The 25,235-nt window shown below is 69.7% G+C and carries 20 protein-coding genes; 13 read left to right on the forward strand and 7 right to left on the reverse strand.

From position 1 onward, the window contains the following. Positions 1–367: 367 nt before the first annotated feature. The 5 genes from ACIG5A_RS11300 (at position 368) to proB (ending at position 7,559) form a co-directional block, all read left to right on the forward strand. Positions 368–3,529: a translation initiation factor IF-2 N-terminal domain-containing protein gene (locus tag ACIG5A_RS11300; protein WP_397240047.1), complete on the forward strand. Its 3,162-nt coding sequence runs from the start codon at positions 368–370 to the stop codon at positions 3,527–3,529. 505 nt (positions 3,530–4,034) lie between these two features. Beyond that, on the forward strand, positions 4,035–4,346 hold the full coding sequence (gene rplU / locus ACIG5A_RS11305) for a 50S ribosomal protein L21 (RefSeq protein ID WP_357301725.1): 312 nt from the start codon (positions 4,035–4,037) through the stop codon (positions 4,344–4,346). A 22-nt stretch (positions 4,347–4,368) separates the two neighbouring features. Continuing rightward, positions 4,369–4,635, forward strand: a complete 267-nt coding sequence (gene rpmA / locus ACIG5A_RS11310; protein ID WP_397240048.1) for a 50S ribosomal protein L27 — start codon at positions 4,369–4,371, stop codon at positions 4,633–4,635. 151 nt (positions 4,636–4,786) lie between these two features. After that, the gene (gene obgE, locus ACIG5A_RS11315) at positions 4,787–6,241 is read left to right on the forward strand and encodes a GTPase ObgE (RefSeq protein ID WP_397240049.1); all 1,455 of its coding nucleotides are present in this window, start codon (positions 4,787–4,789) and stop codon (positions 6,239–6,241) included. A 214-nt stretch (positions 6,242–6,455) separates the two neighbouring features. Then, positions 6,456–7,559: a glutamate 5-kinase gene (proB, locus tag ACIG5A_RS11320; RefSeq protein ID WP_397240595.1), complete on the forward strand. Its 1,104-nt coding sequence runs from the start codon at positions 6,456–6,458 to the stop codon at positions 7,557–7,559. A 256-nt stretch (positions 7,560–7,815) separates the two neighbouring features. Here the strand turns inward: proB and ACIG5A_RS11325 are convergent, their stop codons facing one another. From ACIG5A_RS11325 to ACIG5A_RS11335, 3 genes are read right to left on the reverse strand one after another with little or no spacing between them, the layout of a single operon-like run. After that, positions 7,816–8,928: a hypothetical protein gene (locus tag ACIG5A_RS11325; protein WP_397240050.1), complete on the reverse strand. Its 1,113-nt coding sequence runs from the start codon at positions 8,926–8,928 to the stop codon at positions 7,816–7,818. Positions 8,929–8,953: 25 nt separating this feature from the next. After that, a complete protein-coding gene (locus ACIG5A_RS11330; RefSeq protein ID WP_397240051.1) occupies positions 8,954–9,328 on the reverse strand; it encodes a hypothetical protein in 375 nt (124 codons plus the stop codon). Positions 9,329–9,383: 55 nt separating this feature from the next. Next, the gene (locus ACIG5A_RS11335; RefSeq protein WP_397240052.1) at positions 9,384–10,097 is read right to left on the reverse strand and encodes an ESX secretion-associated protein EspG; all 714 of its coding nucleotides are present in this window, start codon (positions 10,095–10,097) and stop codon (positions 9,384–9,386) included. Between the two features lie 198 nt (positions 10,098–10,295). Here ACIG5A_RS11335 and ACIG5A_RS11340 point away from each other — a divergent pair, with 198 nt between their 5' ends. From ACIG5A_RS11340 to ACIG5A_RS11375, 8 genes are read left to right on the forward strand one after another with little or no spacing between them, the layout of a single operon-like run. Then, complete coding sequence (locus ACIG5A_RS11340) at positions 10,296–13,010, forward strand: phosphoenolpyruvate synthase (RefSeq protein ID WP_397240053.1); 2,715 nt, start codon at positions 10,296–10,298, stop codon at positions 13,008–13,010. After that, complete coding sequence (locus ACIG5A_RS11345; RefSeq protein WP_397240054.1) at positions 13,003–16,614, forward strand: AMP-binding protein; 3,612 nt, start codon at positions 13,003–13,005, stop codon at positions 16,612–16,614. The genes ACIG5A_RS11340 and ACIG5A_RS11345 overlap by 8 nt, the downstream gene beginning before the upstream one ends. Continuing rightward, entirely contained in the window at positions 16,614–16,874 is a 261-nt protein-coding gene (locus ACIG5A_RS11350) for an acyl carrier protein (protein ID WP_397240055.1), read from the forward strand. Before ACIG5A_RS11345 ends, ACIG5A_RS11350 begins: the two co-directional genes overlap by 1 nt. Further along, on the forward strand, positions 16,871–17,953 hold the full coding sequence (locus ACIG5A_RS11355; protein ID WP_397240056.1) for an SDR family oxidoreductase: 1,083 nt from the start codon (positions 16,871–16,873) through the stop codon (positions 17,951–17,953). The genes ACIG5A_RS11350 and ACIG5A_RS11355 overlap by 4 nt, the downstream gene beginning before the upstream one ends. Next, on the forward strand, positions 17,950–18,822 hold the full coding sequence (locus ACIG5A_RS11360; protein WP_397240057.1) for a nucleoside-diphosphate kinase: 873 nt from the start codon (positions 17,950–17,952) through the stop codon (positions 18,820–18,822). Before ACIG5A_RS11355 ends, ACIG5A_RS11360 begins: the two co-directional genes overlap by 4 nt. Beyond that, complete coding sequence (locus ACIG5A_RS11365) at positions 18,819–19,775, forward strand: ScbA/BarX family gamma-butyrolactone biosynthesis protein (protein WP_397240058.1); 957 nt, start codon at positions 18,819–18,821, stop codon at positions 19,773–19,775. The genes ACIG5A_RS11360 and ACIG5A_RS11365 overlap by 4 nt, the downstream gene beginning before the upstream one ends. A 6-nt stretch (positions 19,776–19,781) precedes the next feature. Then, positions 19,782–20,387, forward strand: a complete 606-nt coding sequence (locus ACIG5A_RS11370) for a nitroreductase family protein (RefSeq protein WP_397240059.1) — start codon at positions 19,782–19,784, stop codon at positions 20,385–20,387. After that, on the forward strand, positions 20,366–21,286 hold the full coding sequence (locus tag ACIG5A_RS11375) for a hypothetical protein (protein ID WP_397240060.1): 921 nt from the start codon (positions 20,366–20,368) through the stop codon (positions 21,284–21,286). Before ACIG5A_RS11370 ends, ACIG5A_RS11375 begins: the two co-directional genes overlap by 22 nt. On the opposite strand, the gene ACIG5A_RS11380 is transcribed toward ACIG5A_RS11375, so the two are convergent. The 4 genes from ACIG5A_RS11380 to ACIG5A_RS11395 form a co-directional block, all read right to left on the reverse strand. After that, a complete protein-coding gene (locus tag ACIG5A_RS11380) occupies positions 21,279–22,292 on the reverse strand; it encodes an ABC transporter substrate-binding protein (protein ID WP_397240061.1) in 1,014 nt (337 codons plus the stop codon). The two genes, ACIG5A_RS11375 and ACIG5A_RS11380, sit on opposite strands and share 8 nt — an antisense overlap. Positions 22,293–22,372: 80 nt before the next feature. After that, a complete protein-coding gene (locus ACIG5A_RS11385; protein ID WP_397240062.1) occupies positions 22,373–23,179 on the reverse strand; it encodes an ABC transporter ATP-binding protein in 807 nt (268 codons plus the stop codon). After that, positions 23,176–24,183 (reverse strand): FecCD family ABC transporter permease, encoded by a 1,008-nt coding sequence (locus ACIG5A_RS11390; RefSeq protein WP_397240063.1) that lies wholly within the window; start codon positions 24,181–24,183, stop codon positions 23,176–23,178. Before ACIG5A_RS11390 ends, ACIG5A_RS11385 begins: the two co-directional genes overlap by 4 nt. Positions 24,184–24,206: 23 nt before the next feature. Beyond that, the gene (locus ACIG5A_RS11395) at positions 24,207–25,223 is read right to left on the reverse strand and encodes a FecCD family ABC transporter permease (protein WP_397240064.1); all 1,017 of its coding nucleotides are present in this window, start codon (positions 25,221–25,223) and stop codon (positions 24,207–24,209) included. Positions 25,224–25,235 lie beyond the last annotated feature (12 nt).

Here is a 25,235-nt window from a genome sequence, read left to right on the forward strand (position 1 = left end):
CTGGCACTGGCTGCATTCGGATACCGACTGTTCGCGCAGGTACGCGAGTTGTCGGGGCCGAGAGCAGCCGGATGACACCGCGGTTCGATGCCGATCATCGCTGCCACGGACGAACGGCCCGGTTGCTGGGGCCCGCAGTTCGCGTCGGCACGCTGGATGAACGCTCACTCCGCGGAGTTCAGCCAACAGCCAGGCGCCGCGTGACCAGTTGACCCGTCCGACGAACGACACAAGGGGATACCGGGGCACGCGGGGCGAGACCACATGACCTCGCGCCACAGGGCGTGAGTCGAACGGACAGTGCCCCCGCGTCGGCCGCGTCACTCCATACCTGGGAGGGACGCGCCCGGGGGCCCGAGGAGACTTCGTGGCCGATCAAGAGCCGCTGGAAACAACAAAACAACAGGATGCCGAACAATTGCCGGAGCGAATCCGAGTTCATGCACTGGCCAAGCTGCTTGGTGTAACCAGCAAGCGCATCCTGGCCAAACTCAGCGAGTTGGGCGCCGACGCGCGCAGCGCACAGTCGAATGTGGACCGGGCGGTGGCCGAATCGGTCCGCGACGCCTTCGGCCCGCGTGATATCGACGCGACCGCCGCTGCCGAGACGGCCGAACCAGCCCCCGAACCCACGCCGGAACCGGCGCCGGACACCACCGAGCAACCGCGGCCCGCCGCGAATCAGGGTGTGTTCTTCTCCGCACCCGATCCGGTGATTCCCGGCACCTCGGAGAACACCGAACCGGCGCATCAGCCGTCGGTGCAGCTGTTCACCCACCCGATCAAGGACGAGCCGCACGTGGCCGCCCCGGTGGTCTTCGAGGCCGCCGCCGCGGTGACCGCGCCGCTGTTCCTGCCGCCGGACGCGGCCGCCGCCGAGCAGACGCGCAAGAAGCGCCGTGCCGAGCGCGACGCCCGCCGCGTCGAGGAGCCGCCGGTCGAGCAGCCCGAGGACGAACTCGACAGCACCGAGGACGACCAGGACGCCACCGATCAGCAGGGTGAGGGTGACGACCAGCCGCGCCGCAGGCGCCGTGGCCGCCGTGGCCGCGGTCGTGGCCGCGGGGAGCAGCACGCCGACGCCGATGCCGACGACCAGGACGGCGCCGACGCCGACACCGAGGACGAGCCCGCCGACGAGGCGAGCGAGTCCGCGGAATCCGCCGACGCCGACGACACCGACGCCGAGGACGACGAGAACCTGCCCGAGGGTTCGAGCCGTCGTCGCCGCCGTCGCCGTCGCCGCAAGGTGGCCGGTGAGTCCGGTGAGAACGAGCCCGCCGACGACGACCCGCCGAACACCGTCGTGCACGAGCGCGAACCGCGTAACAAGAGCCGCAGCCGCGCCGCCGCGAGCACCGTCGACGAGGTGCAGGGCATCACCGGTTCGACCAGGCTCGAGGCCAAGCGTCAGCGCAGGCGCGACGGTCGCGAGGCCGGTCGCCGCCGTCCGCCCATCCTGACCGAGTCGGAGTTCCTGGCCCGCCGCGAAGCGGTGGACCGGGTGATGGTGGTGCGCGAGAAGTCGTTCGCCGGTATCAGCGAGCATTCGGCCACCACCCAGGTCGCCGTGCTCGAGGACAACATCCTGGTCGAGCACTTCGTCACCAACACCGGCTCCGCGTCGATGGTCGGCAACGTCTACCTCGGCAAGGTGCAGAACGTGCTGCCGAGCATGGAGGCGGCGTTCGTCGATATCGGCCGCGGCCGCAACGGCGTGCTGTACGCGGGCGAGGTGAACTGGGAGGCCGCCGGTCTCGGCGGCAAGGAGCGCAAGATCGAGCAGGCGCTCAAGCCAGGCGATCAGGTGCTGGTCCAGGTCTCCAAGGATCCGGTCGGGCACAAGGGCGCCCGGCTGACCACTCAGATCAGCCTGGCCGGCCGCTTCCTGGTGTACGTGCCGGGCGGCACCTCCACCGGTATCAGCCGCAAGCTGCCCGACACCGAGCGCAAGCGGCTCAAGGAGATCCTGCGCGATATCGTGCCCGCCGACGCGGGCGTGATCATCCGCACTGCCTCCGAGGGCGTCAGCGAGGCCGAGCTGGCCCGCGACGTGGAGCGGCTGCAGGCCACCTGGCGCACCATCGAAAAGGCCGCCGCCGCCAAGGATTCGGGCGGGCCGAAGACCCTGTACGAGGAGCCCGATCTCCTGGTCAAGGTCATCCGCGACCTGTTCAACGAGGACTTCTCCCGGCTGGTCATCGAGGGTGAGCGGGCCTGGAGCACGGTCGAGAACTACATCCGCACCGTCGCGCCGGACCTGCTCGCCAGGGTGAACCGGCACGAGAGCGGTGCTGGTTCCCACCCCGCCGGCGTCGACGTGTTCGAGACCTTCCGGATCGACGAGCAGCTGGCCAAGGCGCTCGACCGCAAGGTGTGGCTGCCCTCGGGCGGCACCCTGGTGATCGACCGCACCGAGGCGATGACGGTCATCGACGTCAACACCGGCAAGTTCACCGGTGCGGGCGGCAGCAACCTGGAAGAGACGGTCACCCGCAACAACCTGGAGGCGGCCGAGGAGATCGTGCGCCAGATGCGGTTGCGCGATATCGGCGGCATGATCGTCGTCGACTTCATCGACATGGTGCTCGAATCCAACCGGGATCTGGTGCTGCGCAGGCTCACCGAGGCGCTCGGCCGGGATCGCACCCGCCATCAGGTATCCGAGGTGACCTCGCTCGGCCTGGTCCAGATGACCCGCAAGAAGCTGGGCACCGGGCTGGTCGAGGCGTTCTCCACCACCTGCGAGCACTGCCACGGCCGCGGCATCCTGGTGCACACCTTCCCGGTGGAGCCCTCGGCCGCCGAGGACACCGGCGCACGCACCAGGGAGAGCGGTTCGCGCAGGCGTCGTGGCCGGGACAAGGCCGCCGCACCCGCCGCGCCCGCGGCATCCACCAACGGCACGCCGCCGGTGGTCGAGGTCGCCGAAGAGGACATCGCCGTCAAGCGGGCGCATCCGGTCGCGCTGGCGATGGCGGCGCATCACCACACGGACGAGGACATCGAGTCCGAGATCGTCGAGGTGGTCGACGCGGTCGCCGCCGAGCCGGAAGCGGTGTTCGACGAGGTTGCCGAGGTCGTCGAAGCCGAGGCGGTCGACGAGGTTGCCGAGGTCGTCGAGACCGCTGCGGTCGTCGAACCCGTTGCGGTCGTCGAGACCGCTCCGGAGCAGGCCGAGGTCGTCGAACCGGTCGCTGAGCCGATCGAGGTCGCCGAGCCGGTCGAGGTCGTGACGGAAACCGTTGCCACCGAACCGGCCCCGGTGGAGCCGAGCCAGGAACCGGCCCGTGCCGAGACCAACGGCGCACCGGAATCGGCGGCCCGCCCGGCCAGGCGCCGCAGGGTTGCCCGCTCGGCCTCCGCGCCCGCCGCGGACAGCTCCGGTGCGGTGTTCGTGCTCGCCGCCGATCAGCCGCCCGCGGCGCCGATCGACTACTCGGCTCCGGAGCCTGCGGACATCCCGCAGCGCAAGCCGCGCCGTCGTGCCGTCGGCCGTCCGGCGGGCGCTCCCGAGGGCACCAGCTGAGTCGTTGCTCACATACGTGGCCCCGTCGTCTCCAACGGCGGGGCCTCGTCGTTCAGCTGGCACCGCGACAAATCCGCTCGGTAGCCAGCTACCACGGCGCGAGTCTTGCGAGCGCCGTTCGCGGCCCGTCTCGCGTCCGAGTGGCCGAAGCGCATGCGACGAAGTCGCGAGTCTCGGCCACTCGGACGCGAGACTCCTCGGGGCCGCGAACACGCAGCGCCGGAGGCGCCGCCATCGGACACAGCCCCAGTTTGGTTGTCGTGGTGGCCGTCCTGTAATCTTGGACAGTCGCTGCCCGGTGACAACGGGTTATGTCTTCATGGCAAACCCTGTCTTCGTGGCCCGGTTCTCGAATGTTCGACACCCGAGAGCCACCAGATGCCGAGGCGGCGGGAATTACCAGACCAGTCGTGCCGCGGTTTCCGGTGGAGAGATCCGACCGGACAAGACCGCTGCGTGAGCAAGTGCAGAAGCACTACTTAGTAGGAAGAAGGGCAGCCGACCGATGGCAACGTACGCGATCGTCAAGACCGGCGGAAAGCAGTACAAGGTCGCGGTCGGTGACCTGGTGAAGGTCGAGAAGATCGAGGGTGCGCCGGGTACTTCCGTGGCGCTCGCCCCGGTCCTCGTCGTGAACGGCGCGGAGCTGACCACCGATGCGGCCAAGCTGGCCAAGGTGTCCGTGGCGGCCGAGGTCGTCGAGCAGACCAAGGGCCCGAAGATCCGCATCCACAAGTTCAAGAACAAGACCGGCTACCACAAGCGCCAGGGTCACCGTCAGCCGCTGACGGTCCTCAAGGTCACCGGCATCAAGTAAGACATCCCGAGGAGATTCCGATATGGCACACAAGAAGGGTGCATCCAGCTCCCGGAACGGTCGCGATTCCAACGCACAGCGCCTCGGCGTGAAGCGTTTCGGCGGCCAGACTGTCAAGGCCGGCGAGATCCTGGTCCGCCAGCGTGGCACCCACTTCCACCCCGGCGTCAACGTCGGCCGTGGCGGTGACGACACCCTGTTCGCCCTCGAGGCGGGCGCGGTCCAGTTCGGCCAGAAGCGTGGCCGCAAGACCGTCAACATCGTTGTCCCGGAGCCGGTGCAGGCCTGACCGCCTAGCCACTCCGTAAGACGTAGAGCGGGTCAGGGTGACAAACCCTGACCCGCTTTTCGTATTCCTGAACCACAGCGTGCACCGACTCAGCGATCTCGAACGGCCCTGTCCACGCACCGACCCGTCCTGAAGGAGGATGATTCGGCCTATGTCCAAATTCATCGACCGTGTCGTGCTGCACGTGCGAGCGGGCAAGGGCGGCCACGGCTGTGCCTCCGTGCGCCGCGAGAAGTTCATGCCGCTCGGTGGTCCGGACGGCGGTAACGGCGGCCGCGGCGGGGATGTGATCCTCGAGGTCGACCCGAACGTGCACACCCTGCTCGACTTCCACTTCCACCCGAACGCCAAGGCGACCAACGGCAAGCCGGGCGAGGGCAGCAACCGCGACGGCAAGCACGGCGGCGATCTGGTGCTCAAGGTGCCCGACGGCACCGTGGTGCTGGACAACGACGGCAAGGTGCTCGTCGACCTGGTCGGCGCGGGCAACCAGTTCATCGTGGCCCGCGGCGGCCGTGGCGGGCTCGGCAATGCCGCGCTCGCGTCGAAGGCGCGCAAGGCGCCCGGCTTCGCGCTGCTCGGCGAGGAAGGCGAGGAAGGCGATCTCGTCCTCGAGCTGAAGTCGCTCGCCGATGTCGGGCTCGTCGGCTTCCCGTCGGCGGGTAAGTCCTCGCTGGTCTCGGTGCTCTCGGCGGCCAAGCCGAAGATCGCGGACTACCCGTTCACCACGCTGGTGCCGAACCTCGGCGTGGTCGCCAGCGGCGACACCACCTTCGTCATCGCCGACGTGCCAGGCCTCATCCCCGGCGCCAGCGAGGGCCGTGGCCTCGGTCTGGACTTCCTGCGCCATCTGGAGCGCTGCGCGGTGCTCGCGCATGTCGTCGACTGCGCGACGCTCGAGCCGGGCCGCGATCCGGTCTCCGATGTCGACGCGCTCGAGGCCGAACTCGCGGCCTACAAATCCGAACTCAACGCCGACACCGGGCTCGGCGATCTGGCCGACCGCCCGCGCGTGGTGATCCTGAACAAGACCGATGTGCCCGACGCCGCCGAACTCGCGGAGATGGTGACCGCCGAGTTCACCGCCCGCGGCTGGCCGGTGTTCGAGATCTCGGCCGTGAGCCGGGCCGGGCTGCGGCCGCTGACCTTCGCCCTGGCGGAGATGGTGCACCAGTACCGCGAGGCGCATCCCAAGGCGGCGCCCGCACGTCCGGTGATCCGCCCGATCGCGGTGGACGAGACCGGTTTCAGCGTGATCGCCGACCCGCAGGAGCCGGGCGGTTTCATCGTGCGCGGCAAGCAGCCCGAGCGCTGGATCAAGCAGACCCAGTTCGACAACGACGAGGCCGTCGGCTACCTCGCGGACCGGCTCGCCCGGCTCGGCGTCGAGGACGAGCTGGTCAAGCAGGGCGCTGTGCCCGGCGCGCCGGTCACCATCGGCGATGTCACCTTCGAATGGGAGCCGCAGATTTCGGCGGGCATCGATATGGTGCCGACCGGGCGCGGCACCGATATCCGGCTGGAGCAGAACGACCGGATCAGCGCGGCCGAGCGCAAGCATGCCTCGCGCGTGCGCCGTGGCCTGGTGAACGAGGACGAGGAGTAGCCGTGGGCAGCCAGCCTTGTCCGGCGTTCCGGCTGCCGCCGGAATCCGGTGGGGCCGTCGATGTCCGGCGTGCGGCGTTTCCGTCTCGGCCGGTAGCCTCGTCGAGGCGGCGGCGCGCCGTGTCCGCTGTAGCGGTGGATTCTATTGTGGTGCATGGAGTTTGGTGGCGATGACGGTGAGTTCTGGCGTTGTGCAAGAGGATTCGCGTGACGGACTGAGTGAGGCTCGCCGGGCGATCGCGGCCGCGCGCAGCGTCGTGGTGAAGATCGGCTCGTCGGCGCTGACCAGCCTGGAAGGCGGGTTGGACACCGCGCGGCTCGACAAGCTCGCCGATGCGGTCGAGGCGCGGATGCGCGCCGGGTCCGATGTCGTCGTCGTGTCCTCCGGCGCCATCGGCGCGGGTATGGCGCCACTCGGATTGACAAGCAGGCCAAAGGATTTGGCGACCAAGCAGGCGGCGGCCAGCGTCGGTCAGCTCGCGCTGGCGCACGCGTGGGGCACCTCGTTCGCCCGCTACGGGCGCACCGTCGGGCAGGTACTGCTCAGCGCCGACGATTTTTCCCGCCGCGAGCATCATCGCAACGCCCAGCGCACCCTGGACCGGCTGCGCTCGCTCGGCGCCGTCGCGGTGGTGAACGAAAACGACACCGTCGCAACGGAAGAGATCCGCTTCGGCGACAACGATCGGCTCGCCGCCCTGGTCGCCCATCTGGTCGGCGCGGACGCCCTGGTGCTGCTGTCCGACGTCAACGGTCTCTACGACGGTGATCCGCGCAAGGGCGACGCGAACTTCATCCCCGAGGTGCGCGGCAGCGCCGATCTGGACGGCGTGATCGCGGGCAGCGGCGGTGCGCTCGGCACCGGCGGGATGGCCTCGAAACTCTCGGCGGCTCGACTGGCCGCCGACGCGGGTGTGCCGGTACTGCTCGCCGCCGCGACCGATGCGGCATCCGCGCTGAGCACGGGCACTGTCGGCACGGCCTTCGCCGCGCGCCCCGTGCGCCTGTCCGCCCGCAAGTTCTGGGTGCGCCACGCCGCGGACAGCCGTGGCGCGTTGCTCATCGACGAGGGCGCGGTGCAGGCGGTGGCGCATCAGAGCAGGCGCTCCCTGCTCGCCGCGGGGATCACCGACCTGCGCGGGCAGTTCTCCGGCGGCGATGTGGTCGACCTGATCGCCCCCGACAAGCGCATAGTCGCCCGCGGCGTCGTCCAATATGACAGCACCGAGCTGGCAGGCGTACTCGGCCGCTCCACCGCCGAACTCCCGGAAACCATGCGCCGCCCGGTAATCCACGCCGACGACCTGGTGAAGATCTAACCGAGCCACCTCGGCCTCGGCAGCCCTCGACGCCGCACACCCGGTGATTTCCGCCCACGGTTTCGCATGCGATTCGGCGGCTGGCGGCTGTGCTCGGCCGCTCCACCGCCGAACTCCCGGAAAAACCATGCGCCGCGTGGTAGTCCACGTCGACGACCTGGTGAAGATCTGACCTCCCGCGCACTCTTGGTCTGCCGCATACCGTTTCGCATGCGATTCGGTGTGCGGGAAGTCAATTGAGGTGCGGGAAGTCAGCTCACTTCGGCTGGGTCGGGACCACGCCGGGCTGAGTGCTCGATGGCGGCGCGGATTCGCCGTCGGGGACCGGGCCGGTGACACCGGGCTGGCCGCCGGGGTCCGGGAGCGGGAAACCGGTTTGTGGCGGTGCCGGGGGCGGTGGTGGTGGGCTCGGGGGTGGGGCTTCGGGTGCCGGGGGCGGTGGTGGTGCCTGGCTCGGTGGAGCAGGCGCCGGAGGCGGGCTCGGCGGTGGCGCTGAGCTCGGTGGTACGGGAGCAGGGCTCGGTGGTGGCGGGGCAGAGCTCGGTGGAGCAGGAGCGGGGCTCGGCGGTGGTGCTTCCTGTGCCGGGGGCATGGGTGCTGGGTCCGGCCGTGGCGGCGGGGTGGGCTGCGGCGGGGGCGGCTGTGGTGACGGTTGTGGGTTTGGTTGCGGCGGAACAGGTTGGGGCGCTTGTGATTCCGGGCGTGAGGGGACGCTCGGTGCGGCGGGTGGCTCATGGGCGGGCGGTTCGGTGGGCTGCTTCGGCGGGCGGCCCGAACCCGGCGAGCTGTCCGGCTGTTGTCCGCCGGGCGCTTTGGTGCCCGGCGCACCGGGCATGGCGGGTGGGGCGGGTAGTGCGGGAACGCCGGTGCCCGCCATGGTGTACGCCGGTTTGTAGATCATGTTCATCGCCATGACGGCCTCCTGGCGCAGCGCCTCCTGCGCCATCTGCGCATCGATCACGTGCGCGGCCTCCAGCAGTTTCGCCACCGCGCCGATCGGGCCGGTGCCACCGGGCGGCACCACCGCGATCTTCACCGCCTCGGCCGCGGCGGCCACCGTGCCGAGCCGGGCGCCGACCTGACCCATCACCGCGGCGAGCTCATCCACCGACGAGGCGAAGCTGCGAGTGCTGGCATAGGCGGCATCGGCGGTCGCGCCCTGCCAGTTCACCGAGTTCATCACCCGGTCGACGCCACCGCGGGTCAGCGGAAAGGACGTGGTGAGCGTGCCTGCGGCCTCCAACCAGGTCACCGATTCGCGCAGGATCTCGCCGGCATCGATCTGCTGTGCCTTGGCGAAGATCTCCTCGTGCGGCATCGACTCGAAATGTTCCATCGAGTTGATGTAGTTGGGATCGGTACCACTCACGGCGTCACCTCGCGACGCGACGCCCTCATCGGGGCAGCCTCGACTCGATGGCGCGCAGCGCGGCGGCGTTGGCGGCGTCGGCCTCCTCGAACAGCCCGGCGCTCAGCAGGAATGCCTCTTTCATCCGGTAGGCGGCCTCGATGTAGTGATCGAGCAGCGCGGCCGCGTCGCGGGCCTTGTGCCCGAAACCGGCCTGCAGCTGCTGCGCCGAGACGAATCCGCCGAATCCCTTGGCGTCGGTGCATGATTCGAGGCGTTGCTGCAGGTAGATGAGCCGATCCGCTTGGTGTTCATACATTTCGGCGCATTTGCGCGCCGCAGCAGGATCGAATCTGACGGTGCCTGCCTTGGCCTGCTCTTTGAAGCGGGCGATATCGGCGCGGCTGGTCTCGATCGTCATCTCACGCACCCCTGAGCTCAGTCGGTTCGCTCAGCCTAAACGAACGCCCGGTTCCTCACCCGGCCTGCGCGGGAATGCGCTTCTGCAGCTGTGCGGCAATCTGTTCAGCTGAGGCGGGCACGATGTGCACCGTGCTGTCCGCTTTGATCAGATATCTGCCGTCGCCCTGCACATCGATCCATGTGTAGTGGACCGGTGGGAGCGGCGTCGGCGCGTCCAGCCGCGCTTCGATGCGGAGGTGCCCTTCCGCGGTATGCGGTTTGAGCAGCAGCCGGCGAATCCGTGGCGCGGCGGGCTGGGCGGCCACCACTACCTCGCCGTCGCGCACCGCCTCCGAGGTCGCGGTACGCGCGGGCTCGCGCCCGGCGGGCGTGCTCGGCAGCAGCGCGGCGATCCTGGCGCCGAGGCCGCTGCTGCGCCCGATCGAAATGCGAATGCGGCCACCGTAATCGTGCGATCGGCCCGGCTCCTGGACCGCGAGCACGCCGTGGCCGAAGATCGCGCAGGCGAGCAGCCTGATCTCGCTGCCCGGCTGGTGGGTCCCGCCGATCCCGACGATCCTGGTGTGCGGACGGGCCATGATGCGCAGGCAGGCCGACAGGTCGGGGTCGCCGCACAGCGGCAGCCGCTCGGTGAGCCGCGACCGCAGTGCGGCGGCCTCGTCCTCGGTGCGCGGCGTCTCGAGCACGCGCAGCGGATAGGGATGGCGATCCAGTTCGGTTTCCCGCCAGACATGAGCGAACTCGTCCGGTGTGAAGGTCCAACCCACGCCGAATCACATCCCATCCAACACACCCGAGCTTGGAGGTAGCCTAATCGACGTCTCAGGTCGGGCGACCAATTCCGTGCCGGACGGTTACCCGCTAACGCCACGGTGAATTCTCGGATATACCCAAACAACCCCTTCTGTTTTCTGCTCGGCTTGTTCGGGCCGCGGTTCCCTGCCTCGGCGCGATGAACCGGGGTGATGGGAGAGATGCCCGTGCAGGTGCTCGGACCATGGGCCGATATCGAGACCGTCGCCGCACTCGGCGGCGGGAAGGCGCGTGGGCTGCACACGCTGCACAACGCCGGTTTCCGGGTGCCGGAATGGGCGGTGCTCGGCACCGATGTGTTCGCGAACTTCACCGCGGCGAACGATCTCGACCGTCTGGTAGCGCGGGTCGTCGGCGCCGATGAGCTCGATCGGGCGCTCGGCGCGGCGTCGTCGCTGCGCGCCGCGATCGTTTCGGCTTCGCTGCCCTCGGCGATCTCCGCCTTGATCGCGGCGGCCTGCGACCGGCTCGGCGGCCCGATCGCCGTGCGGTCCTCGATGGTCGCCGAGGACGGTGCGGTGCACTCCTACGCGGGCCAGTTCGATTCGTTCCTGAACGTCACCGGTGCGGACGCGGTCGCCGACCGGGTGCGCGAGTGCTGGGCCTCGGCCTTCTCCGAACGAGCGTTGCGCTATGCCTTCGCGCACGGGCTCGGGCCCGCCGGTGGCGCGGCGGTGGTGCTGCAGCGGTTGATCGCGGCGCGGTGCAGCGGTGTGCTGTGCACCGTGAACCCGATCTCGGGTGCCGCCGGCGAGATGGTGATCAGCGCCGTGTACGGGCTCGGTGAGGGGCTGGTCTCGGGTGCGGTGGACGCGGATTCGGTGGTCGTCGACCGAGATTCGGGTGCGGTGTGCGAGACGACGGTGGGGGACAAGGACCGGTATTACGCGCCGTCGGTGGCGCAGGGCTGTGTGGTGCGCGCGGTCGATCCGGCGCGCCGGGCTCGAATGGTGTTGTCGGACAGCGAGATAGCCGGGCTGGTCGAGATCGGCCGCGACCTCCGGCGCGGTGGTGCCGCGCCGCAGGATGTGGAGTGGGCGATCGACGACGAGGGGCTCTGGCTGTTGCAGGCCCGGCCGATTACCGCTGTACCGCGGTCCGATGCGATCCTCTGTGGCGCGGGCGAACTCGTCGCCGACGGTGAGTCGCGAATCTGGGACAACTCCAACATCATCGAGAGCTTCAGCGGCCTCACCTCGCCGCTGACCTACACCACCGCCGCCGATATCTACGGCCGGGTCTATCGCGGTTACGCGGCGTCGCTGCGGGTGCCGCCGGACCAGCTGCGCCAGACCGACGCGTGGACTCCGGTGCTGCTCGGCTACTTTCACGGCCGGGTCTACTACAACCTGCTGCACTGGTATCGGATGGTCGGGATCGCACCCGGTTATCCGCTCAATCGGCGGGTACTCGAGGCGGCGCTCGGAGTCGCCGAACCTCTTGCCGACGATATCGCGAAGACACTGCGCCCCTTCACTTTCGGCTGTGCGCCAGCGCGATGGTGGTCGCGCGCGGTGACTTCCGCGGTCTACCTGCGGCGGCTGTTCGCCATCGATGAGCTCGTCGCGCGGTTCATGACCGACTTCTATCTCGTCTACGACGAATACGACGCCATCGACTACACCACGCTGTCCGGTGCGCATGCCTACGCGGCGTATCGGCGGGTCGATCGGGAACTGGTGCGGCGCTGGGGTCCGCTGATGGTGCTCGACGCGATCCTGCTGACCTGCACCGGGTTGCTGTACCTGCTCACCAGGCTGCTGCTGCCGAAGGCGCCGGAATGGTTCATGTACGCGGTGGCCGGGCCGGGTGCGGAGGTCGAATCGGCCGAACCCGCGAAGGCGTTGCGTGCGCTCGCCACCGTGGTGCGTGCCGATCACGGCCTGCGCTCGCTGATCGATTCCGTCGCACCGGATCAGGCCTACGCCGCGTTGTGTGCGGCCGGGCGTGACGACATCGTGGCCATGGTCGACGACTATCTCGACCGGTACGGCTATCGCAGCCTCGACGAATTGAAGCTGGAGACACCGGATCTGCGCGAGGAACCCGGCGGCTTGTTCCTCATGGTGCGCAGCGCCGTGGGGCAGGTGGGCGCTGGTTCGCCGTCGCGGCGTGACGAGGCCGAGGAGTATCTCGACGCGCACCTGCGCGGCATGCGCCGCCGGGGCTATGAGTTGTTGCGCCGCAAGGTATCTCGGTGCGCCGCGCATCGTGAACGGTTGCGCTTCTGCCGGACCAGGGCATTCGGCATGGTGAAGCGGATGATCCGGGCCATGGGGCGCGATCTGGCCGGTCGCGGTGTGCTCGACGAGTTCGCCGACGTGTTCTTCCTGACCGTCGGTGAGCTGCGTGGCTGCTACGAAGGAGCGGACACCGAAGCCCTGCGCGGGCTGGTGACGGCTCGAAAGGCGCAGCGCGCCAGGGATGCCGGACTTGTCGCGCCGGCGCGGTTCGTCACCAGGGGGTCCCGGTTCGGGCGTGCCGAGCTGGCGGGGCAGGGCTGGGTGCCGATCACCGATACCCCGGCGGCCGTCGCGGGCGCCGTGCTGTCGGGTACGCCGTCCGCGACGGGCGTGGTGGAGGGCCGCGCGGTGGTGGTCACCGAGCCCGGTGATGTCGCGGGCGGCATCCTGGTGGCCTACCGCACCGATCCGGGCTGGGTCGCGGCGCTGCCGTCGGCCGCGGCGCTGGTGATCGAGCGCGGCAGCCCGCTCACCCATATCGCGATCGTGGCACGGGAATTGGGGGTGCCGACGGTGGTTCAGGTCAAGGGCGTCACGCAGGCGATACGGACCGGCATGCGCATTCGCGTCGACGGTGCCGCGGGAACGGTGACCGTGCTGGCCGCGGGAGGCGTCGATGAATGACCGCAAAGATGTAGCGGCGGTGCGCAACTGGCTGGTCCGGCCGGCGCACAGCACCGGCATCCATCTGGCCGACGAGGCGGACGGCTGGACCTATTCGACCTACACCGACCTGGCCGAGCAGGCCTGGGCGATCGCGGCGCTGATGCGGTCGCATGGCCTCGGCGGCGGCGAGGCGGTCTGCGTGCTCATGCCGACCGGATTCCCCTGCGCCGCAGCCTTTTACGCGGTGTGGGCATGCGGTGGGGTGTGCACGCCGATCGGGCCGCCGCTGTTCGGCGATGCGGTGCGGGCCACCGGGCACACCGCGGCGATCCTGGCCCAGGCGAAGCCGCGGCTGGTGCTGACCACGCCGGAATTCGCCGACCTGGTGCACGGTGCGATGCGCGCGGCCGGCCGCACCGACGAGCCGCTGGTGATCACCGAGGAATCCCTGCGCCATCCGCCCGCCGTGCGCGAGCTCGGGGAACCGGGCGAATGCGCGCTCCTGCAATTCACCTCGGGGTCCACCGGAGTGCCGCGCGGCGTGCGGATCAGCTGGCGCAACCTCGCGACCAATATCGCGATGATCTCGCGCCTGATCGACTGGCGGACAGGCGAATCACTGGTCTCGTGGCTACCCCTGTACCACGATATGGGCCTCGTCGGCGCCTTCCTCACCACCGTCACCAACCAGGGCGACCTCTACCTCATGCGCCCCGACCAGTTCGTGCGCGATCCACTGCGCTGGCTACGCGCGATGGCGAACGCGCAACACGCGCCGTCACCCTCGTTCGCGCTCGGCTATGCCGCACACCGAATCCGGTCCGAGGAGATCGCCGGACTCGACCTATCCGGCTGGCGCACCCTCGCCGTCGGTTCCGATCCGATTCAGGTGGCCGACCTCGAGGCCTTCGCGGATCTGACCGGCAGGCAAGGCTTTTCGATGAACGCCTACACCCTTGCCTATGGCCTGGCCGAGGCAACCGTGCTCGTCTGCGCCTCTGTACGGCAGCAACCGATCACCGCGCTTCGGATCGACACGGCGACACTGCGATTCGGTGAACCGGTCACGGTGCTCGACGAGGAACTGCTCGACGACACACACCGGCTCGACGGTGCGGGTTGGCTCACCGGGCTCGGTTCGTCGACAGCTGAGTCGACGATCACCGTGGTCGGCGCAGACGGACACCAACTGCCCGACGGCACGCTGGGCGAGCTGGTGGTAGCCGGTCAGTCCGTCGCACTGGGCTACTCGAATGAATTCGATCGCTCCGGCGGGCCGGGTGGCTGTGGCGGGCAGATCGGTGCAGGTGGGGCGACCCGGATCGTCGACGGCACGCTGTTCACGGGTGACGCCGGGTTCCGGTATCGCGGTGAGGTTTTCGTGCTCGGCCGAATGGGGACGAGTCTGAAGGTGCGTGGCCGCTCGATCTTCATGGAGGACATCGAATCCCGTGTCGCGGCGGAAACCGGTGTGCCCAGGGGGAAACTGGCCGCTGTCGCGATCACCGAACCCGGCGCGGACGGTATTGCCCTGTTTGCGGAGGTGGCGCCCGGCGACTGGATTACGCAGGCGCGCAGAATCATTCGCGCCGAGCTCGGCCCGGCTCTGACAGTCAGCATTGTCACCGGGCCGGTCGGCTCGATCCGCCGCACCTCCAGCGGCAAACCGCGCCGCCGCCACATGTGGCAGCTGTTGTGCTCTGGTGAGCTCGAGCGAACCACCATGCACGATGCCGACATGGATTCGCCCATGCGCGCGACCGATGCGGGTTCCCGTGCCCACGAGACGGTCGCAAGTCGCCCCGCCGACGACGCGAGCGCGGAAACCTCCGGTATGCCGAACAGTGAACCAGGATCCTCGGTTACGCCAGGGCACCGGGTAGATGATTCGCCGTCGCTGGCTGGCGAACGGATGCGTCGACTGCTCGAGATGTCATTGGAAAGCGTTGCCGTACTGCCTGATTCGGCAGTGCTGCTGGAGGGATCGCTGGCTGAGGGATTCGGCAATGCCGGGTCCGACGTGGATTTCCTGGTGATCGAGCGCGGCGACGAGAAACTGCCGACGTTGCCGACGGTGCTGTTCATAGACGGTCGGCGGGTGGAGGTCCGCACGCGATCCGAGGGGCAGTTGCGACGACAGTTGGCGCGGGTCGCCGCGGCCGCGGCGGCCGCCGAGCTCGATGAGGATCTGCTGAACCGATGTCAGCGGTTCCTGCGGGCCACCGTTGTTCGTGCGGGAGTGGTCGATATCGAGCGGCTGCGTGCGCCGGTGCCGTATTCCGCGTTCACCACCCTCATGACCGACTGGTGGACCGGACGTGCCAGGCAGGCGCTGCGTTTCGCCGTCGCGCTGCGCGCGCTCGGAGCGCGCGACGAGGCGCTCGGATGGATGCGTGACGGCCTGTTGCAGGCGATGAAGGGCTGGGCCGCTTGGCGCGGTGAGGGTTATCTGGAGACCAAATGGCTCCCGCGGCAGCTCGATCGAATCGGCCATGACGCCCTCGTCGACCGGTATCGGGAGCTTGCCGACCCGTGCGTGTGGGATCGAGCTGTGAGTCAGCCCGAGTCCCCACCCGAGGCGCATGGCGAAATCGCCGCGGGGGCACGTGACACCACCTGGCAGCAAGCGCTGGAACTGGCTGCCGCGCTCGGAGTCACCGGCGTGGCCGACGACCGGGACCAGGTGCTGTTCGCCCGCGTACCGAAGGTCACCACCTGGGCGATCGGGCCGCGTGTGCATGTGATCCGCGGCGACCGGGACGTTTTCGTACTGTCCGACCGCGGCGCCCGCGCCTGGCGGTCGGTCGTATTCGGGCATTCGCTCCATGCCGTCTTGGCCCGCTCACCCGAGGACATCGGTGCCGACCTGGCGGAGTTCATCCGCCTCGGCCTGGTCGGATTGCGTTGGCGCGGCGCCGAATCCATCGGTGACGAACCCATCACGCCCGCGCTGGCCATGTGCAAACCGGTCGCGCCGTACACGCCGATACCGAGCGCGAGCACCCCCGCGGTCGGTATCACCGGCGCGGCACGCGACGAGGCGATCGCCACGCTCTCGCCGCTGCCCGCCGACCGGTTCACCGGCTGCGCACTCGATCTGATCTGGTCGAATATCGTGCTGGAGAACGCCAGGGAGGACCTCGCCGGCGCGGTCAAGGACGCGCAGGGCGGTGTCGCCGATATCGCCGCGCACCGGATGATCGCCATGGGTGTGCGGGTGCTGTTGTCCGCGTGCGGTATTCATCCGCTGCCCGCCGACGTCGCGCCCGCCGCCACCCTGCGCAGGTTGTTACCGTTCGGTGTCACGCGGCGCGCCGCGCTGCTCGCTACTCTGGAATCGGCGGAACAACAGCGATTCTCGGAGCTCATCGCGGCCGGTGGCGACACCATCGCCGCCGTCACCGTGCTCGATGAATTCGTGACCTCGGTGCGCTCGGTGGCCGGCGGCGTCGGGTTCCCCGCGTCCTTCGACTCCGGCGAGCAGTGGCGGCGCACCCTGGCGGTCGGCTACGACTGGCTGCGCGTCGCCGGCTATCTCGATACCGAACTGCCGCTCGACGAGGCCCGCGATCTTCTCACCTCCGGCGGCAGGCAACCGCATCTCCGCAAAGGCGGGCCGTAATGAACCAGCGCAGCACCGATACCGCCGTTCGGGTGCGCGAGCTCATCCACGCGATGGCGCCCGATCAGCGTGCGTGTCCGGCCGACGAGCACCGCCTCGTGCAGGATCTCGGGTTCGATTCGCTACGGCTGATGGAGCTGACCGTGGTGCTGGAACGCAGCTTCGGCCTGCCGCGCTACCGCCCGGATGAACTGGCCGGGGTCTGGCGCGTCGGTGAGGTGGTCGACCTGGTCACCGCGGCGCTGGAGGAGCGGCGGTGAGTGAGCGGGACACGGTATTGGTCACCGGCGCATCGGGATCGGTCGGCGCCGAGGTGGTCGCGCGCCTGGCCGCGGCGAGCAGGCCGGTCGCCGCGGTGCTGCACCGCAATGCGCGCATCGTCCGCAACGACGGCACGGTGCTGCGGGCGGGCAGCGCGCTGGCGGGCGATATCCGGCGGCGCGGGTTCGGGCTGTCGAAGCCCGATGCCGAGGATCTGTCCGAGCGGGTCGGCGTCCTGGTGCACTGCGCCGCCACCACCGCATTCGACGCCGGCCGAGCACAATACGAGGAACTCAACGTCGGCGGCACCGCGCACGCGATCGAGCTGGCGCGCCGGTGGGATATCCCGCTCGTCCACGTCAGCACCGCCTATGTCTGCGGCCTGCGCGGCGGTGTCGTCACCGAGGATCAGCTCGACGAGGGCCAGCTGTTCGGAAACGGCTACGAGGACAGCAAGTTTCGTGCCGAGCAGTTGGTGCGCGCGTCGGGGCTGCGCTGGGCGATCGTGCGGCCGGGCATCGTCAGCGGTGCGCGCGAGACCGGCGCGATCCGCGAATACAAGAACTTCTACACGGTCCTGAAGCTCATCGTCGAGGGCAAACTGCGCACGCTGCCCGGCCGCTACGATGCGACGCTGGCACTGGCGCCGGTGGATCACGTGGCCGACGTCATCGCCGCGGCCGTACTGGATTTCGACTCCGCGGAGCGGCGCACCTTGCACGCACTCGGCCGGGACGCCTTGTCGCTGCGCGAAGTATCCGACGTGCTCGCCGAATACCCGTCGTTCGCCGTCGCCACCTTCGTGCCCGAAACGAGCTTCGCCGAGGACGATCTCGGCGAGATCGAGCTGGAGTACTACCGGCGCATCGGCGCGCTCTACACCAGCTACTTCCGGCGGCGGCCGGTATTCGACACCGCGCATGCCGATGTGCTGCTCGGCAGGCCGTCGCCGCCCACCGGAAAGGAGTATCTGCGGCTGCTGCTCGACCACTGCCTGGAGTCCGGGTATCTGGGCGTGCCGCTGCCCGCCATCGAGGATGTGCTCGCGCGCCACGATCGCAAAGGAGTCGTGCGGTGAACGAACCGCTGCGGGATCTGCTCGCCACGCTGACGTCGCCGGAGAAGGCCGCCGCCTATGCCGAGGACACCTACGTGCAGGAGACGGCCGAACAGCTCGACCGGCTCGGCGTCGATGCCACGAAATTCACCAGGGAGCACTCGCTGCTGCTGCTCAAACCGGACGCCGTCGTCGCGCGCGCGGTGCGGCCGACGCTGGAGTGGTTGCGCGACAACGGGTTCCGGGTGGTCGCGGCCAGACGCCTTGCGGCGGACCGGCATATGATCCGTGCGCTCTGGTACTTCGCCTGGAATATCGCCTCGCCGGAGCGCAGGCGACTGGCCGATCTGCTGGCCGGTATCTGCGATGTGCTCGTGCTCGTGGTGCACGCCGACGACGGCGCGCTGCCGGTCCCGGTGCGGTTCACCGAGGCGAAGGGTGCGACCGACCCGCGCAAGCGCCGACCGGGCGAGCTGCGCCATCTGCTCGGCAACCACAGCTACCTGCTGAATCTGGTGCATACGCCCGACGATCCCGCCGACGTGCTGCGCGAGCTGGCCATCTATTTCGACGAGCGCGTACGGGCCGCGGTGATCGCCGAGGCGGGCATCGGTGCGGACCGCACCGACGAGGCCGCGGCGATCGCGGACGACCTCTACGCCGAGGCGCCCGCCCGCGGCTTCGACCGTGCTGCGGCGCTCCACCGGATACTCGATGACCTCGCGCGCGCGGGCATCGCCGCACCGCCCGACGCCGAGACCACCACGGGCAGTGCGCGATTGCTCCACGCCGCGTGGGCCGAAGGCCGCGCGCTCGATCCGTGGTCGGTGATCGTGCTCGGATCCTATGTACTTCCCATGCGGACCGGACAGTCGGAGGTTCGATCGTGAATGTCGAGACCGTGAAGACCGCGAGCCATGTGCGCACCATTCCACGGGAGCTGGCGCACCGGTGCGCGGTATCGGAGGTGTTCGTCACTTCGCTGGATGCCGTCGGTACGGACGAATTCGTCGTCGGCGCCCAATTGCCGCGCATGCATGCCTATTACGGCGATCACGCCGGATCGCTCGGCCTGCGTCACGATCCGCTGCTGGTGATGGAGGCGGCGCGGCAGGCGGCGATCGCGCTGACCCACGAGTTCTACGGCGTGCCCGCCGAGATGGCGTTCATCGTGCGCACCTTCAACGGCGCGGGCGCCGACCGCGTGGCGTGGGAGATCGGCACCGCCCCCGCGGATCTGGTGATGCGGGTGCGGGTGCCGCGCCGCCATCACCGTGGCACGGCGCTGTACGGCCTCGACATGGTGCTCGATATCGAATCCGCGGGTACGCCGATGATGACCGTCGACGGCTCGTTCTCCTGGACCACGCCCCGCCAGTGGTCCGCGCTGCGCGCGGCGGCCAGGAACGGCCTGGGGCTCGGCCCCTTTCGCGGCGGCTGCGCGCCGCGCGACCGCGCGCCGACGGAACTCGTCGGCCGGGAGAACTGGCGCAATGTCGTGATCGGACCCCCGGATCTGCGCGGGCCCATCGCGAGTGCGCCGCTGGTCGCGGATCTCGGACATCCGTTCCTGTTCGACCATCAGCTCGACCATGTGCCCGGCAGCCTGATGATCGAGGCGTGCAGGCAGACCGCGCTGTCACTGGTGATCCGCCGGATGCCCCGATTGGACGGGGTGGCAAGTACTTTCGAGCGTTTCGTCGAACTGGACCGGCCCGCGGTGTGCCGCGCGGAGATCGTCGGACGCGACGTCGGTCGCACGGTGATCCACTGTGCGATCACGCAGTCGGGTGCGATGGCGGCGCGGGTCGAGCTCGAATTCGCCGAGATCGACGGGCGGTGAGGCCACATGGACGCCGACCTGTTGATGACGACCAGGGCCTTCCGCAGGCGTCTCGATCTGACCCGCCCGGTGGCGCGGCACGACCTGCTCGCCTGCCTCGAGATCGCGGTGCACGCGCCGAGCGGCACCAATCGGCAGCCGTGGCGCTTCCTCGTCGTCCAGGACGTCGACCTGCGGCGTGAGATCGCCGCGTACTACCGGAAGGGTTTCGCCGCTTACCTTTCCACCCGCACGCCGCGCGCCGACCAGCTCGGCGACCTGGCCTCCGGCGGGCGGCTGGCCGCCACCATGCACGAGGTACCCGCCCTGGTGCTCTGCTGCTCGATCGGCCGCCCGCCGTCGGATCCGTTGCGCCTGGCCGGCTTCTACGGCTCCGTCTATCCCGCCGTCTGGAATTTTCTGCTCGCCCTGCACGATCGCGGCCTCGGATCCACCATCACCACCGCTCACCTGGCCTATGAGCGCGAGGTGGCCGACCTGCTCGGCATACCGTTCGACGAGGTCACCCAGGTCGCGCTGCTCCCGGTCGCGCATTTGCTGCCCGGCTCGGGCGCCGCGGGTCCCCGGCGATCCGCGGCCGAGGTCACCCAATGGGATCGCTGGAGCACCTGATGGGCGCGCCCGCCCGCGCGGTCGGATCGCTCACCCGCACAGCCCGATTCACCGCGGTGATGTATAAGCCGCACTATCTGCTGTACGCCGTCCTGTGGGTGCTCGCGGTGGAGGGGACGGCCGCCGTTGTCTCGCATGCGCAGCCGTGGCGTCCGAGCGCCGCGACGGCGGTGCGCATCGGCGTCATCGCGTTCGTACTGCTGTACCTGCGCATGGTCGACGAGCAGAAGGATCTCGGCTACGACCGCGTCCATCACCCGGACCGTCCGCTGGTGACGGGCGCGGTGCGCGCCACCGATCTGCGGGTGGCCATGGGCGTCATCGCGTTCGGCGTCATCGCCGCGAGCCTTGTTCTCTCGGTCGGCTCGGCCGTAATGATCACCGCCGCACTGGCTTACGGAGTGGGGCTCTGGGGTGTGGAGACATTGTCGGCCGCTGTGCGCACCGGCATCCTGCTGAACCTCGCCGTCACGTACCCGGTGCAACTGATTCTCACCGCCTACCTGCTGATCTCGGCGATGGACACCGGCGAGGTCCGGCCGCGCTGGCAGGCGGCGGCGGTCGCGATCGTCTTCGCGGGCGCGTTCCTGCACTTCGAGTTCGCCCGCAAGACTTCTCGCGTCCGCCGCACCGGTGCGCTGCTGTACTCGAACGCCCTCGGCACGGCGGGCAGCGTCGCTGTCGTGCTACTGGCGGCCGCCGTCGCCGTGCTGTGCGCTATCGCCCTGGTGCCACCGCGGAGGTCCGTCATCGCCTGGATCCCCGTGGCGCTCTTGGTGATTCCGCTCTGGGGTGCGCTGACCTTCCGCCGCTCGGCCAGGGATGACTACCCGGTCGTGCCCGCGGTCCTGTTCGTCTTCACGCTCTACATCACGCTGATCACCCAGGCGCTCAGCTGAATTCGACGCCGGTGGCCTTCGCGATATCGGCGAGCATCCGGTCGGCGGCCTGGACGCCGATGCCCGACATCCAGATCTCGTCGGAGACGTCGACCACCTTCCCGTTGCGCACCGCGGGCAGGTCCCGCCACACCGGGCTGGTGGTGACCGACTTGCGCTCGGTCTTGTCCGGGTCGTCGATGGTGGCGACGAAGATCAGATCGGCATCGGCCAGGTCGATCTGCTCCGGGCTGACATCCTTCATGGTCTTCGCGTTCGGATCGGCAGGGGCGACCTGGGATTGCGGGCGGGGCAGCCCGATATCGGCGAGGACGACGCCGCTGTAGGAGTTGGACAGGTACAGCCGGGTCGGACCGGCGAGGAAGCGGAGTATCGACGCGCTCGGCATGGCGCCGTTGTTCTTCGCCCTGATCGCGGCGCCGAGCGCGCGGGCCCGGTCCTCGTACTTCTTCAGCGCGTCCGCCGCCTGCTGGTCGAGGCCGAGCGCTTTGCCGTGCACCGCCAGATTGGCTTTCCAAGGGCCGCCGGTGGTTTCGGTGAACACCGTCGGGGCGATGCCGCTGAGCTTGCCGTAGATCTTCTCGTGCCTGACCTTCGAGGACAGGATCAGATCCGGCTTCAGCGACGCGATCCGCTCCAGGTTCGGCTCCAGCAGCGGGCCGACATCGGTGACACCGTCCACCTTGGCCGACAGGTACTCCGGGAACCCGCCCTTCGTCTTCGTATGCGGGACAACGGCGCCGACCGGCTTCATCCCGAGCAGCGTGACGGAGTCGAGCTCGGCGGTATCCAGCACGACGACGCGCTGGGGCGGACGGGGGATCGTGACCTGCCCCATCACGGTGTCCACCGTGCGCGGGAAGCTCATCGCATCGGCCGCCGACACCGATTGCGGTGCGGCGGAATCGCTGCCACACGCCGCGAGCGCGGACGTCGCGAGCGCGGCGGCCGCCAGTGCGACGCCGACGCGGCCGAGCCCGGAAAGCCGGAATCGTCTGGTGGACATGATCGGTCCTCTCTTCGGAAGGGGGATGCGCAGCGGACGGAGTCCGGTTCGCGCAGGGCGGAGCGAATGCGGAGGTACGCCTAGACGCGCGCGGCATGGCGCGCGGCGCGGCTGCGCGGAATGACCAGCGGGGTACCGGTTTCCGGGTCGGGGATGACCCGGCAGTCCACGCCGAATACGGTGCGCACGAGATCGGCGTCGAGTACCGCCGCGGGCGCGCCGGCCGCGGCGAGCCGTCCGTCGTGCAGCACCACCAGGTGGTCGGCGTAGCGGGCGGCCTGCCCGAGGTCGTGCAGCACCATCACGATGGTGCGGCCCGCGTCGGTGTGCAGGTCGGCCACCAGATCGAGCACGTCGAGCTGGTGGCGCAGGTCGAGGAAGGTCGTCGGCTCGTCGAGTAGCAGCAGATCGGTGTCCTGCGCGAGCGCCAGCGCGATCCACGCGCGTTGCCGCTGCCCGCCGGAGAGCTGGTCGACCTGCTTGTCGCGCAGTTCGTCGGTGCCGGTGCGGCGCAGTGCGAGGTCGACGGCCGCTTGATCGTCCGCCGACCACGGCCGCAGCAGCCGCTGATGCGGATAGCGGCCGAGCCGGACCAGTGCCTCGACGGTGATCGCCTCCGGCGTGATCGGCTGCTGTGGCAGCAGTCCGAGCCGCAGGGCGAGCGCTCGGGCGGACATGCGGTGGATATCGGCGCCGTCCAGGGTGACCGTGCCGCCGGTCGGGCGCAGCAGCCGGGTGAGGCCGCGCAGCAGCGTGGATTTGCCGCATGCGTTCGGCCCGACGATGGCGGTGACCGCGCCGCCGGGCAGCACCAGGTCGAGTTCGTCGATGATCGCGCGATCGCCGTAGCGCAGGTTCAGGTTTCGCGCGGCGAGCTCGTTGGTCACGCGGTTCTCCTCGAGGCAGGGCCGCTCTCGCGCAGCAGCAGGATCAGCAGCCAGGGCGCGCCGACGGTCGCGGTCAGCACGCCGACCGGCAGGCCGTGCACGGGCAGCAGGTGCTGCACCACCAGATCGCAGCCGACCAGCAGCGCGGCCCCGGCCAGTCCGGTGACCACGAGGGTGGCCGCGGTGGGCGGGCCGACGAGCAGCCGGACGAGGTGCGGGACCGCGAGCGCGACGAACGACACCGGTCCGGTGAGCGCTGCGGCCAGCGCGCCCAGCGCCACCGTGCTCACCAGCAGTCGCAGGCGGGCCGAGGAAACCGCGACGCCGAGCGTGCCCGCCGATTCGTCGCCGAGGTCGAGCACAGCGAGGGTGCGGTACTGAAGGAACAGCAGCGTCAGCACCACGAGGCAGGCCAGCGCCGCGCCTTGGACTTCCGGCCAGGTGCGTCCGTACAGCGAACCGGCGGTCCACTGCAGCGCGGAGCCGGCCAGCTCGCGCGGAAAGCGCACCACCATCAGGTTCACCGCGGCCGCCAGACCCGCCTGCACGGCGAGGCCGACCAGGACCATGCGCGTGACCGGCAGTCCGGACCGCCAGCCCAGTGCGCCGAGCAGCACCGCGGCGAGCAGGCCGCCACCGAGCGCGCCGAGCGGAATCAGCGATTGGCTCGCGCCGAGTGCGAGGACGAGCACCGAGCCGAACGAGGCGCCGCCGGTGACACCCATGACATCCGGCGAGGCGAGCGGGTTGCGGAAGAGTCGTTGCAATACCGCGCCCGCCGCGGCCAGGCCCGCGCCCGCGAGGATCCCGGACACCAGGCGCGGCGCGCGGAACTCCTGCACGATGTACACCTCGCCCGGATCGCCGAGCCCGACGGCCGCGCGCACCGCGGTCGCCGCGGACATCCGAACCTCGCCGACGGTGAGCGCCACCGTGGCCAGGATCGCCAGCGCCACAACACATCCCACGCCGACGAGCACCGCACGCCGACGCCGTCTCGCCATCGTCACCGAACCATCGCGCGACATCATCCGGCCTGACGCTTGCGTGCGAGCACCGCGAGCAGCGGTGCGCCGAGAAATGCGGTGACGATGCCGACCTCCAATTCGGACGGCCGGGCGACGAGCCGTCCCACGATATCCGCGCCGAGCAGCAGCAGCGGGCCCGCGATCAGGCAGCCGGGAATCAGCACCCGGTGATCGCGGCCGAGTACCAGCCGGACCAGATGCGGCGCCGCGAGCCCGATGAACGCGATCGGCCCGGCGACCGCGACCGCCGACCCGGCCAGCAGCACCACCGCGACCATGCCGATGAGCCGAATCCGGGCCACCGGCATTCCGAGCGCCTGCGCGGTCTCGTCGCCGAGCGCGAGCGCGTTGAGCGCGGGCGCGATCGCGAGTCCGGCGACGGCGCCGATGATCAGCGCCGGCAGCATCGGCGCCAGCACGCCGAGATCGCGTTCGGCGATCGATCCGGCCAGCCAGAAGCGCGCCTCGTCGAGGGTGCGCTCGCTGAACAGCAGCACCGCCGAGGTCCAGGAGACCAGCACCAATTGCAGTACCGTGCCGCCGAGTACCAGCCGCACCGGATCCAGATCGCCCGCGCGCCGTCCGAGCGCGAGGGTGAACAGCGCCGCGCCCGTCGCGCCCGCGAAGGCGAAGCCGACGTATTGGATCGGATGGGTGAGGCGCAGCGCGTATATCGCGACGACCACCGCGAATCCGGCCCCCGCGTTGATGCCGAGCGTCGTCGGCGCCGCGAGCGGATTGCGCGTGATGCCCTGCACGATGGCGCCGGCCAGCCCGAGCGCCGCACCGACCGCGACCCCGATGACGGTGCGCGGCAACCGCATGCCGGTGATCACCATCGCGTCGCGGCCGTTCCCACCCCCGAACAGCGCCTCGACCACCGTGCCGATCGGCACCGACCGCGCCCCGAGCGCGAGACTCAGCAGCACGCACAGCGCCAGCGCGCCGACCCCGATGACCAGCACCGGCACGCGTCGCCGCCACGGCGCGGCGGTGATCGTGTCGGTCGAGCTCATGAGCCGAGAGCT

It is taken from the genome of Nocardia sp. NPDC052566, from assembly GCF_044547285.1.
Lineage (GTDB): Bacteria > Actinomycetota > Actinomycetes > Mycobacteriales > Mycobacteriaceae > Nocardia.

What these genes read in the sequence shown, in the direction of transcription:
- rplU (WP_357301725.1), top strand. Translation starts at nt 4,035, where the DNA reads ATGGCAACGTACGCGATCGTCAAGACCGGCGGAAAGCAGTACAAGGTC.
- rpmA (WP_397240048.1), top strand. Translation starts at nt 4,369, where the DNA reads ATGGCACACAAGAAGGGTGCATCCAGCTCCCGGAACGGTCGCGATTCC.
- obgE (WP_397240049.1), top strand. Translation starts at nt 4,787, where the DNA reads ATGTCCAAATTCATCGACCGTGTCGTGCTGCACGTGCGAGCGGGCAAG.
- ACIG5A_RS11330 (WP_397240051.1), bottom strand. Translation starts at nt 9,328, where the DNA reads ATGACGATCGAGACCAGCCGCGCCGATATCGCCCGCTTCAAAGAGCAG.
- ACIG5A_RS11340 (WP_397240053.1), top strand. Translation starts at nt 10,296, where the DNA reads ATGGGAGAGATGCCCGTGCAGGTGCTCGGACCATGGGCCGATATCGAG.
- ACIG5A_RS11345 (WP_397240054.1), top strand. Translation starts at nt 13,003, where the DNA reads ATGAATGACCGCAAAGATGTAGCGGCGGTGCGCAACTGGCTGGTCCGG.
- ACIG5A_RS11350 (WP_397240055.1), top strand. Translation starts at nt 16,614, where the DNA reads ATGAACCAGCGCAGCACCGATACCGCCGTTCGGGTGCGCGAGCTCATC.
- ACIG5A_RS11370 (WP_397240059.1), top strand. Translation starts at nt 19,782, where the DNA reads ATGGACGCCGACCTGTTGATGACGACCAGGGCCTTCCGCAGGCGTCTC.
- ACIG5A_RS11375 (WP_397240060.1), top strand. Translation starts at nt 20,366, where the DNA reads ATGGGATCGCTGGAGCACCTGATGGGCGCGCCCGCCCGCGCGGTCGGA.
- ACIG5A_RS11380 (WP_397240061.1), bottom strand. Translation starts at nt 22,292, where the DNA reads ATGTCCACCAGACGATTCCGGCTTTCCGGGCTCGGCCGCGTCGGCGTC.
- ACIG5A_RS11390 (WP_397240063.1), bottom strand. Translation starts at nt 24,183, where the DNA reads ATGGCGAGACGGCGTCGGCGTGCGGTGCTCGTCGGCGTGGGATGTGTT.
- ACIG5A_RS11395 (WP_397240064.1), bottom strand. Translation starts at nt 25,223, where the DNA reads ATGAGCTCGACCGACACGATCACCGCCGCGCCGTGGCGGCGACGCGTG.